This window comes from Rugosimonospora acidiphila, assembly GCF_039543385.1.
GTDB classification, from domain to species: Bacteria; Actinomycetota; Actinomycetes; order Mycobacteriales; family Micromonosporaceae; genus Rugosimonospora; species Rugosimonospora acidiphila.
In genome coordinates this window covers 131,161-148,778 of sequence record NZ_BAABJQ010000011.1, presented here as the reverse complement: position 1 = coordinate 148,778, position 17,618 = coordinate 131,161, and the positions used below count along the sequence as shown (strand labels likewise).

The window sequence follows — 17,618 nt, the reverse complement described above, 5'->3', positions numbered from 1 at the left end:
GACGTGGTCGTTCGCCGCCCGCCACCGGGTGCTCACGACGGATTCGTCGCCGGTCGGCTCGATCGGTACCCGCGCGAATTCCCTGGCAACCAGATGGTCCGTCAGATCCTCGACGTTGTCGTCGAAGCGCTCGGCGGGCACCTCGACGACGTGCCGCACGGTCGCCGGGGTCTCGGCGGCGACCTCCTCCCACGGCCGCTCCGGCGCGCCGGCGATCGCTTCGGCCAACCGGCCGCGGTACTCGTCCGGCGACTCCATGGTGAGTTCCCAGCCGGATGCCGGGCGCGCGCCGCCAGCCTCGATGGCGCGCCCGACCTCGGCGTCGGTCTCCTCGGCGCGGCTCAGCTCGAGGACCGCGTGCGCCTCCTGATCGACGGTCAGCCCTCGCCCGTCGCCGGACCGGCCCCAGTCGCCCGACGCGTCCGTAGCGGCGTCGACGGCATCGGCATTGTTGGTGTCGTGCTCCGCGGATTCCGGGGCGACCGGGCGCTCGGCCTCTTTGGGGCTCAGGCGAGGGATTCTCGCCACGGGCTGTCCGTGCGCCGCGTAGTGCACCTCGAACACCTGGGCGGTAAGCCGCTCCCGCCAGAGAGAACTCCTGATCAGCGAGCTACCCGGCTCCTGATCGCTCGGGAGCAGCTCGTACCGCTCCTTCAGGCTCTCTTCCACGCGGACAATGTGATCGTAGAAGCGCACGGGCGGCACGCCGACGACGATTCGCAGGTCGACCCGCGTGCTGTTCACCGCGTCGCGCGCGGTCCACCCCTCACGCGTGCCTGCGAGGTCTGCCAGCCGCCCCTTGTAGGCATCCGGGTCTTCGACCGTCTGCTCCTCCCAGCCTGGAAGCAGATCGGCGCCAGCATCGCGGATCGTGGAGACCGCCTCCGAGGCGGTGTCGCTGGCGAGCCGCCACCTCAGGTCGGCCTCCGTGGCCTCCTCGGGGGTCAGCACCCGCCCGTCACGGGACCAGCCCCAGACCGGCTCGCCCTCCGGCGCCTCGACGGTCCGCGACCGCGGACCGTTCCCTGCGCCCGCGTCGTCGGCGGCGATCAAATGCGGTATCTCGGGGATGGGTCCGTCCGCCGCGACCACATGCACCTCAAAGGCCAGGTCGTTGCGCGGGTCACGCCACAAGCTACTGCTCACCGTCGAGCGGTCGCCGTCGACCGGCCCGGTCGGTACCCACTCGTACCCCGCCGCGACCAGTTGATGGCTCAACCGCTCGGCCTGGTGGTCGAGGCCCTCCCCGGCGGGCATCCGGACGATGTGCCTGAGCACCAGGGGCCCGTCGTCGAGGACGTCTTCCCATGACCGCCACCGGTCGGAGGCGAGCCGCACGGTCAATCGGCCCCGGTAGGCGACCAGTTGGTCCTCGACACCGTCCGGCGCACCGGTGAGCAGCTCACCGCCGCCGCCCTCGACGGTCGACCGGAGCCGTTCGCTGGTCTCGACGGCGCGACGGGTCATGGCGACGCGATGTGCGGTGATGTCCTCGTCGCTGATCAGCTCCGGCAGGTCCGACACCGCCTCTCCGGACCGGACGAAATGCACGTCGAACGTTTCGCCGCTCCGCGGTTCGCGCCAGCGCAGGCTCACCGTCGGCCAGTCACCCGACCGCGGCCGGACCCACACCGACTCGTACTCGTTCGCTTCCAGGTGGGCAGCCATGCGCGCCACCGCGCCATGGAAGTCCTCGGCCGGCAGTTCGGCGACGTACCGGGAGGCCACCCGGGGGGTGGCCCCGACGATGTCCGCCACCGACAGCCACGACGGCTCGGCCCTCGTGATCGCTCCGAGCAGCCGCCCCCGGAGCGCGTCGCCCTGCTCCGCCGGGCGTTCCCAATCCGGGACCAGCTGACCGCCGCCGTCCGAGATGACCGACGCGAACCGCTCGCGGATGGCGGGCAGCTCGTCCAATGTCTCGTCGATGTACGTGCGGTAACCGCGCCAGTCCAGCATGTGCGGCACGTCCGGCGTGGGCTCGCCCTGCTCGACAAGGTGCACGTCGAAGATGTGACCGGTCTCCGGGTCGCCGAAGCGGAAGCTGTTCGAGTCGGGCCAGCTACCCCACTCGGGGCGCGCCGGTACGGTCTCGAACTGCCATGCGGCCAGGTGATGCAGGATCCGCCGAACCTGCGGCTCATAGTCCTCGCCAGGCACACCGATGACGTACCGCAGCCTGACTTCCGTCTCCTCCGCGGCCTCCTGCCACGGCTGCTCCGGACCGGCCTCGGCGATCGCGGTGGCCAATCGGTACCGGTACACATCCGGCGGGTCCATCGTCTCCGAGCCGGGCGCGAGATCCCCCGCGACGCCATAGGCCCTGATGGCCGCGACGACCTCTCGATTCAGCTCGTCGGCTCGCCGAAATTGCTGGCGCGCGTACCGTTCCTGCTCGCGGGTCAGTTCGCGCCCTGCATAGGACCAGCCCGGTTCGTCCGCCGGCGCGTCGCCCAGAACCTCGCCGCCGGGTTCGGGCGTCGCCGACCCGTCCTGCCCGCGCTCGTCGAACAGCTCGGGAAGCCGCTGCGGCGGCTCGCCGGCGCGGGCGAAATGCACGTCGAAGACCTGGCCGCTGCGCGGGTGTCGCCAACGCGTGCCGTCGGTGGGCCAGTCACCGTCCTCGGGGCGTACCGGGATCCAGGTGAGGTGATAGCTGACCAGTTCGTCCTTCAACCGCTGGACATTGGCGTCGAAGCCCTCGGCATCCACAGAGATGACGTAGCGCAGGCGGACGTCGACGTCATCGGCGACCTCTTCCCACGGCCGATCCGGCCCGGCGCCGTTGATAGCGTCCGCCAGCCGCGCCTTGAACTGGCCTGGCTCCACCGCGAATTCACGGTGGGGAAGCACTTCGCCGCCAACGGGTTCGACGACGGCCTCGATCCAGGCGTCGAACCCGGTGAACTCGGCCAGCCGCCGCTCGGCGTACCTGTTCTGCACGCGGGTGAGCCCGAACTCATCCGCGTCAGCCGACCAGCCCAGCCGGCGGACGCCGGCCCGAAGCCACTTGCGCCACGAGCGTGCGGGGTGCGACGGCGAGTCCGAGGCGGCACCGGCATCCTCGGGCTCCTCCGGACGTGTCTCCTCCGGACGTGTCTCCTCCGCCGGTGGCTCCTCCGGGGAATCAGCGCCGCCGGCCGGCGGCGTCCGGCCCTCCGGCTCCGTCCCGTCAGGCCCGAGGTCGTCCGGCCCGAGGTCGTCCGGCCCGAGGTCGTCCGGCCCGAGGTCGTCCGGCCCGAGGTCGTCGATGAGCTCCGGCACCGCCGACACGGGCTCCCCGCCCCGGGCGATGTGCACATCGAAGACCTGGCCATCCGGCAGGCGCCAGCGGGTGCCCACAGTGGACCACTCGCCGTCCACCTGGCGCACCGGACGCCACTCGGCCAACTCCGACAGCAGGCCGGTCAGCTGCTCGACCCGGCCGAGGAAGTCGTCGGCCGGCACCCTGACGACGTACCGCAGGCGGGCGGGGGTATCGCGGGCGACCTGCTCCCACGGCCGCTCCAGCCCGGCGACGTCCAGCCCGGCGAAGTCCAGCGCCGCGACCTCCAGCTCGGCGACGTCCAGCGCCGCGGCCAACCGCCTGAGGTAGACATCCTCCGACTCGAGCGTGGTCTCCCAGCCGGGCACCGGTTCCGCCTCGCCGCTGATGATCGCCAGGCGGATCTCCAGGTCGGTGATGGCAGCCTGGTTCAGGCGCTCACCGGCGGCCGCCTTCTGCTCCTCGAGCAGCTCCCGGCCGCTGTCGGGCGCCTCCCACCGACCCGTCGGCCCGAGGTCGGGGACGTCGCCGGGATGGTCAGGAACGCTACCGTCCGGCCCGACCAGGTACGGCCCGTCCGACCCCGGCTCCTCCGGCTCGACCTCGACCAGGTCGGGAACGTCGAGCGCCCGGGCTCCGCGCTCGACGAAGTACAGGTCGAAGACCTGACCGGAGGCCACCTCACGCCAGCGGGTGCCCTGCGTTCCCGACAGGTCGTCGACCGGGCGCACCGGTACCGGCTCGTACCCGGAGCCGGTCAAATGCTCCACCAGCTGCCGGACGTTGTCGACGAACCCCTCGGGCGGAAGGTCGACGACGTAGCGCATAGCCACGGGCGTCTCCGCGATGACGTCCTGCCACCAATCCTCCTGCCGCGGCCCCTCCTGCCGCGTCCCCTCCTGCCACGACCGCTCCTGCCCGGCGTCGAGAATCGCGCCCGCCACCCGCGCCCGGTACTCCTCGGGCGACTCCATCGCGACCTCCCGGCCGGGCGCCAACTCCGCCCCGCCGGCCTCGATGGCCGCGATCACGCGATGGTTGAGCGCCTCGGCGGCGTCGAGGTTCTCGCGAACGAGCCTTTCCTGCGCGTCCGGCAGTTCGTCACGCCGATCGGGCCAGTCCGAGGGCCGCGCCGCCGAGCCGTCGTCGGCCCCGTCCAAGGGCCCGGCCCCGGCAGGCTCATCCGCGGCATGCACTTCGGTCAGCTCGGGAACCCGGGACACGAGCGTCCCGCGCCGACCGAAATGCACGTCGAAGACCTGACCGTTGCCCGGATCGCGCCAGCGGGTACCGACCGTGTCACCCGGCTCGGCACGCACCGGGACCTGCTGATACCCCAGGTGGGCCAGGTGGTCGATCGTCTCCCGAACCTCGCGGTCGAATTCGTCGGCAGACACCCCGACGACGTGCTGGATCTGGACGCCGTTCTCGCCCACGACGTCGTCCCAGGTCTGGTAGCCCGACGCGGCGGACTCGAACGCGGCGGTCAACCGCTCCTGGTAGTCCCACACCGGTTCCACGGGCCGGTCCCAACCCACGTGCAGCGGGCCGACGCCACGGCGCCGCAGCGCCAAGGCAACCCGCGACGCGGTGCGGGTGGCGCCGCGCACCAGCGACGCGGCGTGCCGGCCGATCTCCTGCTCGCCGACCGGCTCCGGCATCCGCGAGAGGGTTGCGTCGTCCAGGATGAAGTGCACGTCGATGACTTGACCATTGCCGTCGCCGCGCCAACGAGTGCTTACCGTCGGCCCGTCGTCGTTCCGGCCGAGCACCCGTTCCATCAGGTAGTGCTGGCCATGAATGGTCCGTGTGACCCGGTCGAAGACCTCGGCGTAGCCCTCGGCGGGCAGCCGGACGACGTAACGGAGGTGGACGTTGGTCTCGCGAGCGATCTCGGTCAACGCCAAGTACGGCGCGGCCGTCGCGATCGCCTCGCGGAAACGCCGGCGGAAGTCGCCGGGCGACTCCACTGTGGACTCGCCGGGCACCAGCTTCCCGCCGTTATCGCGAATGATCTTGATAATCGTCGAATCGAGGGCGTTCGCGCGCCGCGACAGGAACTCGGCGTAGCTGTCGTACCCGCGCCAATCCGCCAGGTCCGGTGTGCCCCGGGAGCGCCCGTACCGGATCAGGTGCACATCGAAGACCTGCCCGGTGGCGGGGTCGTGCCAGCGCACGCTGACCACGTCGGGCTGGTAGTGATCCTCGTGACGCACCGGGATCCGTTCGTAGCCCTGCCCCTCCAGACGGGCGGCGAGCCGCGCCACCTGGACGGGGATGTCGTCGCCGGACAACTCCACCACGTACCGCAGGCTGACGCGCGTCTCGGCGGCGGCCTCCGACCCGAGTTCGGCTCCGTCGACCGCGTCGGCCACCCGCCTCAGATAGCTGTCCGACGACTCCACCGTCTGCCAGTCGGGCGCGAGCGACGCGCCGCCGTCCAGCAGGGCCCGGGTGAACTCGGCGTCGCTCTCGGCGGCGGCGCGCAGCTCGTCGACGGCGTTCCAGTGCTGCGCTCCGGTCAGCTCGCGCTCGCCGTCGGACCATCCCGACGCGCCGACCGTCGCGCGGCCATCGACCAACCCCGGGATCCATGGCACCCGCCGCTCGGGCTCGGCGAAGTGCACCTCGAACAACCGGCCGTCCGCCGTGCGCCAGACGGTGCCCACGACGCCCACGTCGCCCTCGGTGGCGCGCTCCGGCAGTTCCTCGAATCCCCACGAGGTCAAGGCATCCTTGACTGCCTGGGTCCCGTCGGAGGTCCACACCACGTACCGCTGCACCACACCGATCTCGCTGGCGGCCGGCGCCGCGGACCGCCGCAGGTACGAGTCCGGCGACTCCACCGTCCGGTGCCAGCCCGGCGCCAACTGTCCGCCGCCGACCCCGATGACGATCCGGAGATCGCCATCGAGGGCCGCCGCCTCGCTCAGCTCCGCCAGGGCCGACCGAGTCTGTCCACCGGTGAGCCTGCGCTCGCCATCGGACCAGCCCCATTCGTTGGCCGACCCACCGCCCGAAGCGGCACCCGGATGAGGTTCGGTCACCTCGACGTACGACCCGTCCGGCCCACGCTGATGGATCAGGTCGGGAACCTCGTCGGGTGTGTCCGCTCCGGAATCGACGAGGTGCACGTCGAAGATCTGGTCGGTCTCCGGGTGCCGCCAACGCGTCGCATCGGTGATGAAGCCCTCCTCGGCCTCCTCCACCGGAATCGGCTCGTAGCCCCACGAGGCCAGGTGGTGGTTCAGGAAATCGAGCTCGTGACCGAAGGTCTTTCCGTTGACGCGCACGACGTACCGCATGATCACGCGCGTCTCGTCGACAACCTCCTCCGGCGACAGCCTCCGTGCGGCGTCCTCGATCGCCGCTGCCAGCCGCCGCCGGTACACGTCCTCCGGCTCGACCGTCGTCTCCCAGCCCCGCGTCAGGCGGGCAATGGGAGCGAGAGCCGCCCGGACCTCGCCATCGAGCGCGGCGGCGGCATCCAGCTTCGCGGTGGCCCGGCCCTCCCAATCACCGCCGGGCGCCTCACCACCGGCCACACCGCCGCCATCGGAATCCCCACCACCGGCCGAACCCCCGTCGGAGGCGGGCAGCCCGTCGTGCGCTTCCGGCGCGCCATCACCGGGCGCGGCGTTGCCCGGGCCCGCATCACGCGAACTCGCATCGCCCGAACCCGCATCGCCCGAACCAGCATCGCCCGAACCGGCATCGCCGTGCGCCGGGCGCGGCCTCGTCGCGACGGCTCCATCACCCGTCGCCCCGTCACGCGTCCCCCCGTCACGCGTCGCCCCGCCGAGCGTCCGGGTGAAGCCCCGCTCAACCGCCGCGCCGACCAGGTTCCGGCCCAGTTCGTCGTGGGCCTCGGCGCGGCCGTCCCGCTCCACGGCCGGACCCTCGCCGGACGAGTCCCGAGCATCCGGGGGCACGGGACCCGAATCATTCCGAGTCCCCGGCTGCCCGCCCGGCGGCTCATCCGGATGTGGTTCGTCCGCGTAGTCGCCCGCCGCCGCCGAACCTCGATCGCTCCTGTTGTTCGGAGCGGACGGGGTGGACGGGCCGCGTTCGGAACCATCCGCACCGCCCGTCGGCCGCAGTCCGTCCGGCTCGGGGCCGTTACGCTCCGGGCCGCGTGGGGCCGGCCCATCCGGGCCGCGTTCGTCGAAGAGCTCCGGCACCGCCGACACGGATTCCCCACGCCGGGCAAGGTGCACATCGAAGACCTGGCCGTCCGGCAGGCGCCAGCGGGTACCGACGGTGGGCCACTCGCCATCCTCCTGGCGTACCGGGACCTTCTCGTACCCAAGCTCCGTCAGCCAGTTGCCCAGTCGCTCCAGCCGGCCGAGGAGACGGTCGGCTGGCGCGCTGACGACATACCGCAGGCGAGGCCGGGTTTCGCCGCCCTCCAGTCCCGACGCGGCGGCATCCGGCCCCGCCGCCAACCGCCGCCAATAGACATCCTCCGGCTCGACCGTGGTCTCCCAGCCGGGCACCGGCTCCGTCTCGACCCCCGCGATCGCCAGGGTGAGCTCCAGGTCGGCGAGGGCGGCTCGGTCCAGATTCCCAGCGGCGACCGCCTTCTCCTGCCCCGTCAACTCCCGGTCGCTCTCGGGCGCCTCCCACCGACCCACCGGCCCGTGCTCAGCGACCTCGATCAGGTCTGGAACCCGGGTCACCTGAGATCCCCGCGTGACGACGTGCACATCGAAGACCTGGCCGGATTCCGCGTCACGCCAGCGGGTACCCATCATGGTCGAGACCCCGTCGGCGGGGCGCACCGGTACCAGTTCATACCCGGAACGGCTCAGGTGCGCCACCAGGCGATCGAGGTTGTCGGCGAACCGCTCGGCCGGCAGGTCGACGACGTAGCGCAGCGCCACGGGCGTCCGCGCGACGATGTCCTCCCTGGACCCGTCGAGGCCGGCGTCGAGAGTCTCGGCGTCCACCCGGGCCTGATAATCCTCGGGCGACTCCACCGCGTCGTCCCAGCCGGGCATCAAACGCGCCCCGCCGGCATCGAGGGCCGAGGTCACGCGGCGGTTCACCGCCTCGACGGCGTCAAGCTTGTCGCGAACGACCCCCTCCCGCTCGGCCTGCGGTTCGTCGGGCCGATCGGGCCAGTCCGAGAGGCGCGCCGGCGAGCCGCTCTCCGTCCCGCCCCGGTGCTCGAACCCGGTCGACCCGCTGGGCCCGTGCTCCTCGAACAGCAACGGAACCCGGGACACGACCGACCCGCGGCGGCCAAAGTGCACGTCGAAGACCTGGCCGGTAGCCGGATCACGCCAGCGGGTACCGGCCGTGAGCCCGTCACCCGGCTCGGCGTCCACGGGGATCCACTCGTACCCGAGGCCGGCGAGGTGTTCAACGACCGCATCCAACTCGCGGTCGAACCCGTCGGCGGACAGCCCGACCACATGGCGAACCTCGACGGCGTTCGCACCGACGATGTCATCCCAGGTCTGATGCGGCCCGGCGTGGTCGAACGCCATGGTCAGTCGCGCCTGGAAGGCGTCCAGCGACTCCACCGGCCGGTCCCAGCCAACGTGCAGCGGGCCGGCGCCCCCGCGCCGCAGCGCCGCGGCAACCCGCGAGGCGGTGCGGCTGGCCCCGCGTACCAGCGACTCGGCGTGCCGGTCGATCTCCCATCGGCTGACCAACTCCGGTGTCCGCGACAGCGACTCGCCGGGCCGGACGAAGTGCACCTCGATGAGCTGACCGTTATCCGTGTCGCGCCAACGAGCGCTCAGCGCGGCGCGATCGCCGTCCCGGCCGAACGCCTGCTCCCGCTGGTAACGCAGGCCCTCCATGCCGCGCGTGATCCGGTCGACGACCTCGGCGCCGCCCTCGGCGGGCAGCCTGACGACATACCGCAGGTGGACGTTGGTCTCCCGGGCGACCTGGCTCAGCCCCCAGTGCGACGGGGCCTTCGTGGTCGCCCGCAAGAACCGCCGACGGAAACCATCCGACGTCTCTGCCATGCGTTCACCAGGCACCACGTCCCCACCACTGTCGCGGATGAACTGGACGATCGTCGGATCGGTGACGAACGCCCGCCGCCACAGGGAGTCGGCATACCGCTCGTACCCGCGCCAGTCGACCAGATCCGCGGCCTGGCCTTGGTAATCCTCCCGACCGATCGGCCTCCACGCTGAACGGTGGTTCCTCGGCGGGATGTGGTGCACATCGAAGAGCTGGCCGGTCTCGGGGTCGTGCCAGCGCATACTGATGACGTCGGGCTGGTGCTCCTCCTGGCGTACCGGGATCAGCTCGTACCCCTGCTCGCGCAGGTGCTCGGTCAGTCGCGCCAGCTGGCCGCGCACATCCTCGCGGGGCAGGTCCAGCAGGTACCGCAGGCGGACGTGCGTCTCGTCGGCGGCGGCCTCCCATCCCTGGGTAGCCTCATCGACCGCGTCGGCCAACCGCCCCAGGTAGCCGTCCGGCGACTCCACCGTGCGCCACTCGGGCACGAGTGATCCGCCGCCGTCCCGCAGCGCGGTGGTGAACTCCGAGTCGCTCTCGGCGGCGGCGCGCAGCTCGTCAATCGCGTGCCTGTGCTGCGCCCCGGTCAGCTCGTGAGCGCCATCGGACCACCCCGACTCGCCGACGATCCCGCCGTGGATCAGCCCCGGAACCTCCGGTACCACCCGCCCGTGCTCGGCGAAGTGCACCTCGAACAGCCGGCCGCCCGCACCGCGCCACAACGTACTCTCGACACCCGCCACACCCTCGGTGCGGCGCTCCGGCACCTCCTCGAGTCCCCACGAGACCAGAGATTCCTTGACCCCCTCGGCTCCGTCGGACACCCACACCACGTACCGGTGCGTCACTTCGAGCTCGCCGGCGTACCGCTGCTGAAGGATCCCCGACTCCTCGGGAGGGTGCGCCGCGCGTCGCCGCAGGTATGAGTCCGGTGACTCCACCGTCCGGTGCCAACCCAGCACCAACTCGCCGCCGCCGACCGCGATGGCCGTCCTCAACTCGCCATCGGTGAAGGCCGCATCCCACACCTGCGCATGGGCGAGGGATACGTCTTCGCCGGCCACCCTCAACTCGCCATCCGACCAGCCCCACTCGACGACCCGTCCGCCACCCGAAGCGCGGTCCTGACGGAGTTCGGTCACCTCGACGTACGACCCGTCCGGTCCACGCTGATCGATCAGATTGGGAACCTCCTCGGGTATGGGGAGACCGGTGACGGGATCCGGGTCATCGTCGGACGCGCGGGGATCGGGATCGACGAGGTGCACATCGAAGACTTGGTCGGTCGCCGGATCCCGCCAACGGGTGGATTCGACGAATCCGCTTCCTCGGGTGCGTCTGACCGGTACCGGCTCGTAGCCCAGGGACATGAGGTGTCCGCGCAGGGAGTCGAGCCCCCGGTCCGGGACCTTCCCGCTCAAGCGCACGACATATCGCAGGATCACGCGCGGATCGGTGACGATCTGCTGCGGCGACCGCTCCGATACGTCATCACCGACCACGCCGGCCAGCCGTCGCCGGTACACGTCGTCCGGCTCTACGGTCGTCTCCCAGCCCCGCATCGGGCGGGCGATGGGAGCGAGGGCGGCCCGGACCCGGCCATCGAGCTCGGCGGCGGCGTCCAGCTTCGCGGTAGCGCGACCCTCCCAATCACCGTCCGGCACGTCGCCACCGGACACTCCACCATCGGAGTCCCCACCATCGGCCGAACCCTCGCCACCGGCGGCCGGGAAGCCGTCGTCCGCAGCCGGAGCATCGTCGCCGCGCGGCCCGCGATCGGGGCCATCCGCACCGCCGTCCCGCTCCGGCCCGCCCGACTCCGGCCCGCCCGACTCCGGCCCGTCCGGGGACGGCCCATCGGGTCCGCGGTCGTCGGGTCCGCGGTCGTCTGGGCCGCGGTCGTCTGGGCCGCGGTCGTCTGGGCCGCGGTCGTCTGGGCCGCGGTCGTCTGGGCCCCGCTCGTCGAAGAGCTCCGGCACCTCCGACACGGTCTCTCCGTGCCGGGCAATATGCAGATCGAAGACGTGACCGTCCGGCAGTCTCCACCGGGTGCCCACGGTGGACCACTGGCCATCCGCCTGGCGCACCGGGATCCACTCGTACCCCAGCCGCGTCAGCGAGCCATTGAGCTGATCCACCCTCAACAGGAATTCGTCGGCCGGCAGGCTGACAACCTGCCGCAGCCGCGGCGGGGTTTGGGCGGCGACCTCCTCCCACGGCCGATCCGGCTCGGCGACATTCAGCGTCGCGGCCAACCGTCTCAGGTACACATCCCCCGGCTCGAGCGTGGTCTCCCAACCGGGCACCGGCTCCGCCCCACCGTCGATGACCGCCAGGCCGATCTCCACGTCGGGAAGGGTGGCCCGGGTCCAGGCCTCACCGGCTACTGCCGTCTCCTCCTCGGTCGGCCTCCGGTCGCTCTCCGGCGCCGTCCACCGACCCACCGGCCCACGAGCATCGGCCCCGCTCGCGATCAGGTCTGGAATCTCGGGTACATGGGAGCCGCGCCTGACCATGTACACATCGAAAACCTGGCCCGTCCCCGGCACCCGCCAGCGGGTGCCCGTCATCGATAGGCCCTCGACGGGATGCACCGGCACCGATTGGTACCCGAGGCCGGTCAGGTATTCGCTCAGGCGATCGACGCTGTCGGTGAACTCGTCGGGCGGCAGCTCGACAACATAGCGCAGCGCCACGAGCGTCCGCTCGACGACGCTTATCCACCACTGCTCCGGACCCGCGTCGAGGACCGCGCCCGCCACCCGCGTCCGATACTCCTCGGGCGGCTCCATCGTGGCCTCCCGGCCGGGCGCCAACTCCACCTCCGCGGCCTCAAGGGCCGAGGTCACGCGGTGATCCAACGCCTCCGCCGCGTGGAGCATCCCGCGAGTGGCCGCGTCCGCTCCGGTCAGCAACTCCTCGCGCCGATCCCGCCAGTCCGAGGGGAGGGCCGACGAGTCGCCCTCTGTCCCGCCCCGGGGCAACCCGTCCGGCCCACGTTCGTCGGTGAGCACCGGAACCCGCGACTCGAACGTCCCGCGCCGACCAAAGTGCACGTCGAAGATCTCGCGGGTCTCCGGATCGCGCCAGCGGGTGCCGACCGTGTGCCAACCCGGCTGAGGGCGTACCGCTATCCGCTCGTACCCGAGGCCGGCCAGGAACTCGACCGTCTCCCGCAGTTCGCGCTCGAACCCGTCGGCGGGCAACCCTACGACGTGCCGCATCCCGATGGCGTACTCGCGAACGAGGTCATCCCAGGTCTCATCCTCGTCGGCGAGATGGAACGCCATGGTCAGCCGGTCCTGGAAGCTCTTCAGTGGTTCCACCGGCCGGTCCCAGCCCACGTGCAGCGGTCCCACACCACGGCGTTTCAGCGCCAGGGCGACCCGCGAAGCGGTGCGGTTGGCCCGGCGGGCCAACGATTCGGCGTACCCGCTGACCCGCTCCTGACCGACAAGCTCCGGTGGCGCCGAGACGGGCTCGCCCGGCCGGACGAAGTGCAGATCGACGATCTGGCCGCTGTGCGGGCCGCGCCAACGCATACCCGGTGGCTGCGGGTCGCCGTCCCGGCCGCGCACCCGCTCGGGGTCGTAGTACAGGTCGTCCATGCCGCGCGTGATCTGGTCGACGACCTCGGCGTGGCCCTCGGCGGGCAGCCTGATGACGTACCGCAGGTGGGCGCTGGTCTCATGGCCGACGTTGGCCAATGGCACGGACAGCGGGGTCGCCGCGAGCGCCTCGCGGAAATGCTGGCGGAACTCGTCCGGCGACTTGGCCATGGGCTCGCCGGGCACCAGTTCCCCGCCGCTGTCATTGATGATCCGAACGATCGCCGGATCGACGGCGGTCGCGCGCCGCAGCAGCGCGTCCGCGTACCCGTCGTATGCCCGCCAGTCGACCAGGTCCGGTGCTTCCAGGGCGCGTCCGGGTTCGACGTAGTGCACATCGAAGATCTGACCGGTCTCGGAGTCATACCAGCGCGTGCTGACGATGTCGGACCGGCCGTCCTCCTTGTGGCGCGTCGGGATCAGCTCGTACCCCTGCTCCCACAGGGACTCGTACAACCGCGCCGCATGGTCGTCAGCGGCGGTCGCTGGCCTCTCCAGCAGATACCGCAGACTCACACGCGTCTGACCGGCGGGGGCCTCCCACTCCTCCCCAGCACCGTCGACCGCGTCGGCCAACCGCCCCAGGTAGTCGTCGGACAACTCCACCCTGCCGTACCAATCGGGAAGGAGCGTCCCGCCGGCAGCCTCAAGGCCGCGGGCGAACTCCACATCGCTGTCGGCGGCGTGGCGCATCTCGTCGACGGCGTACCGGTGCTGCGCCCCGGTCAGCTCACGCTCGCCCTCCGACCACCCCGACTCGCCGACCGCCCTGCCGTCGAGCAGTCCACGAACCCACGGCACCCGCTGCCCGGGCTCGGCGAGGTGCACCTCGAACAACTGGCCGTCCGTCGTGCGCCACGCGGTGCCCTCGACACCCGCCTCACCCTCGGCGGCTAGCTCCGGTACCTCCTCGAACCCCCACGACGTCAGGGCATCCTTGACCCCCTGGGCCCCGTCCGACGCCCACACCACGTACCGCTGCGTCGCAGCGAGCTCGCTGGCGTCCGGCTCCCCCGCGCTCGCCGAGTCATCGTGAAGGCGCGCCGCGAGCCGCGGCAGATAGGAGTCCCGCGGCTCCACCGCCCGATGCCAACCCGGCGCCACCTGCCCGCCGCCGACCCCGATGGCCATCCGCACATCCGGATCGAGGACTTCCGCGTCCCCCAGCCTCGCATCAGCGAACTGGATCTCGTCGCCGCCCAGCCGCGAACTGCCATCGGACCAGCCCCACTCGGCCACCCAACCGCCACCCGAGCCGCGATCCGGGCGGGACTCGGTCGCCTCGACGTGCGGCCCGTCCGTCCCACGCTGATCGGCCAGGTACGAAGGGCGCTGCGACCCGTCTGGCCCACGCGGATCGATCAGGTTAGGAACGCGATCGACCTTGACATGCGGGGCGGCCAGATGCACGTCGAAGATGTCACCGGTATCCGAGTCGATCCAGCGTGTCGAGTGGGCGATGCCGTAATACGGGTCGGCCGGCGTTACCGGGACTTCCTCATAGCCCCGGGAGGTCAGGTGCTGGCGCAGATAGTCGAGGTCGTGGCCGGCCGTCTCTGGGCGGACGCGCACGACATACCGCATGAGCACCCGGATCTCGTCGACGACTCCTTCCGGTGACCGCCGCGACTGGGCCTCGCGGATCTTCACGTCCAGCCGCTGCCGGTACTGCTCCTCCGGCTCGACCGTCATCTCCCAGCCCCGCACCGGACGGGCGATCGGAGACAGGTCCGCCCGAACCCGACGATCCAGCGCGGCGGCGGCGATCAGCTTCGCGGTGGCCCGGTCCTCCCAATCACCACCCGGCGCATCACCACCGAACACACCACCACCGTGCGAATCCCCACCACCGGCCGAGCCCCCGTCCGCCCCCGGGAAACCATCGCCCGCCCCCGACTCCCCATCGCTGGACGCGGCACCACGCGAACCGGCATCGCCCGATCGACCCCGGCCCTCCGAACCCGCCGGGCCTCGGTCGGCAGCGGCCTCCGGTGCCGTCGAACCTGGGTCGCCGGAACCGTCCGGGGCCGTCGGGTTCCCTCCGCTCCTGGAGTCGTCGTCGGGGGCAGGGGTTGTCGGTGTCCCGCCGTCGGGGTCGTCCGCGCCACCGTCCGGCTCGGAGGGCCACACGAAATCCGGCCCGGGCTCGTCGACCTCGACCAGTTCGGGAATCGCTTCTACATGCTCGCCGAGCCGGGCGACGTGAACGTCGATGATCTCAAAGGTCTCTGGGTGGTACCAGCGGCTGCTGATGATCCGAGGATCGGGCTCCGCGTGCCGCACCGGTATCGGTTCGTACGTCCGACCCAGGCCCTCCATGAGGTCGGCGACCTTGCCGTCGAAGCCTTCGGGGAACAGGCCGATGAAGTGCTCCACGCGTGGCGCCGTGTGCTGGGCGACGAGCGGCCAGGCGAGATCCGACCGGTCCTTCTCGATCGCCTCGGCCAACCGCGCCCGATAGTGGTCTGGCGGCTCCACGCGCTCGGACCACCCGGGCAGTACCTCGCCGCCGACCTCTCGGGCGGCCGCCATGACGTCGGCCCCGGCGCGGGGAGCCTCGCGCAGCCGCCGGCCGGCGTACGCGCGCTGGTCCTCGGTCAGCACATGACGGCCGTCGGTCCAGCCCAGGTCGTGCGCTGGCGAAGCGCCCGGGTCCTCACCATTGTCGGACCCGGCTTCGGGCTCTTCCTGCGGCGCGGGCTCCTCGGTCAGCCTTGGCAGCGTCTCGACGTGCTCACCGGCCGCGACGACGTGTACCTCGACGATCTGGCCGGTCTCCGGGTCGAGCCAGGCGGTCCCCACGGAGGGCCCGTCGCCGTCTTGCTGGCGCACCGGGATCCGCTCGTAGTTCGCCTCGGTCAGGTCGCGCACCAGCCGATCGAACTGCGCGTCGAAGTGCTCACCGGGCACCTCGACGAGATACCACGGCCCGGGGGGCGTCAGAGCGCCGACCTGCTCCAGCGAGCCTTCCGGCCCAGCCACGACGAGTGCGGCGCCCAACCGGTACTGGTATGATTCCGCCGGTTCGACTCCAACCCGCTCGTCCAGGTGCCGATCGCCGAGCCGCAGGATCCGCTCGATCTTCGCGCCGGTCTTGGCGGCCAGCCGGGTCATCTCCCGGGCGTACGCGTCATACTCGTGCGGGTCGACCAACTCGGGGACCACGGACAGTCCCTCGGATAGCGCGCCGACGTGCACGTCGAAGGTCAGCCCCGATCCAACGTCCCTCCAACGGGTACCTACGGTGGTCCAGTCTTCGCCGGTTCTCGGGCGCACCGGAATCGAGCGGTATTTCGAGTTGAGGTGGTCGTACAGGCGCTCGTAGTCGCGGTCGAAGTTCTCGGGATTCAGCCGGACGACGTACCTCAGGGCGGGTGTGGAGCGGGCGATGTCATCGATCGTCCGCTCGGGCAAGGACTTCGTCAGCGCCGCGCGGAACCTGTCCACGAAACCGCCCGTGTCCGGGTGGACCCGCCAGCCGTGATATTCGGTGCCGCCGCCTCGACGAATCTCCTCGGCGATGCCCGGCCCGAGCCGGCTCGCTTCCTCCACCTGATGCTCGGCGTACCTGTTCGCCTCGTGCCAGTCGGCCAGTGTCGGCACCCACGACGGCTCCTCCCATGGCGGAGCGAGGTGCAGATCGGTGACCTGTCCGGTGCGCGGGTCGCGAACCCGGACGCGGATGGCGCCCCCCGGGTCGCGGAACCTTATCCGCGCCGGCACCCGCTCGTACCCCTGATCGATCAGCCGCCCGATGAGGTTGCGGGCGTCGTCCTCGAAGCTCTCGCCCTCCACCCTGACGACATGCCGCACTTGCACCGGGCTCTCGTCGGCGATGGTCTTCCACGACCGCCGGAATTCCGGGACAGCATCGATGCTCGATGCCAGATCCCTCTTGTAGCTGTCCGGTGTCTGTATCCCGTCGGGACGGTCCCACGGGAGATCCTCGCCCAGTTTTCCGCCGAGATCGCGGATCGCCGAGGCTAGCCGCGCGTCGCTCTCGGCGGCGGAGGCCAGAATCTCGTCAGCACGGGCGTTCTGCGGAACGGTCAGCGTGACCTGACCGTCGGACCAGCCCGAACTGGCGGGCCCGTCACCGACCTCGGTCAGGCCCGGAAGCGTCCACACCGAGTCCCCGTTGGTGAGATACACGTCGAAGACCTGGTCGGTCGGCCGATCGCGGAAACGCAGGCCGGTGATGCCGCCACCCTCCACTGGGTGTACCGCCACCGGTTGGAAGCCCCGCTTGATCAGGTGGTTCGTCATGTCCTCCGCGGAGCCGTCGATGTGAACGACGTAGCGCAGGGTCACCTTGGTCTCGTTCGCCACCTCCTCGACCGACCGCCCCGACTCCGCCTCATGGACCGCCCCGGCCAGGCGCTTCGCGTACACCCACGGGGGCTCCATCTCGTTTGTCCAGCCGTCCGGCCATCCCGGAACCCGGATCAGCCTCCCATCGCCGGCCTCGATGGAGGCGACGATCCAGCCATTGGTGTCGCGCGCGCTCTCCCACATCCGCTTGGCCGGGTCGTGCAATTCGTCGGGCAGCCCGATGCCGCCGTCGAACTCGCCCGGGACGCCCGGTCGCCCGGCGCGCGGGTCGGTCCCACCGCCCAACGCCAGCGGTCCGGACGGATCACCCGGCCGATCGATATCGATCAGATCCGGAACGCCGGAGACCGAGTCTCTCGTGGTGAAGTGCACGTCGAGGATGTCGCCGGTGTTCCGATCCCGCCATCGGCTACCTTGCGTCGGCCAGTGGC

General features: G+C 71.3%; 1 protein-coding gene (running past both ends of the window). It reads right to left on the bottom strand.

All 17,618 nt of this window come from inside a single coding sequence — add, locus tag ABEA87_RS19970, adenosine deaminase, on the bottom strand. Of the gene's 54,528 coding nucleotides, 17,083 precede the window and 19,827 follow it; the stretch shown corresponds to coding positions 17,084-34,701, spanning codon 5,695 (partial) through codon 11,567 (complete); the first complete codon in reading order (the gene reads right to left) occupies window positions 17,614-17,616. Both codon boundaries (start and stop) fall beyond the window edges.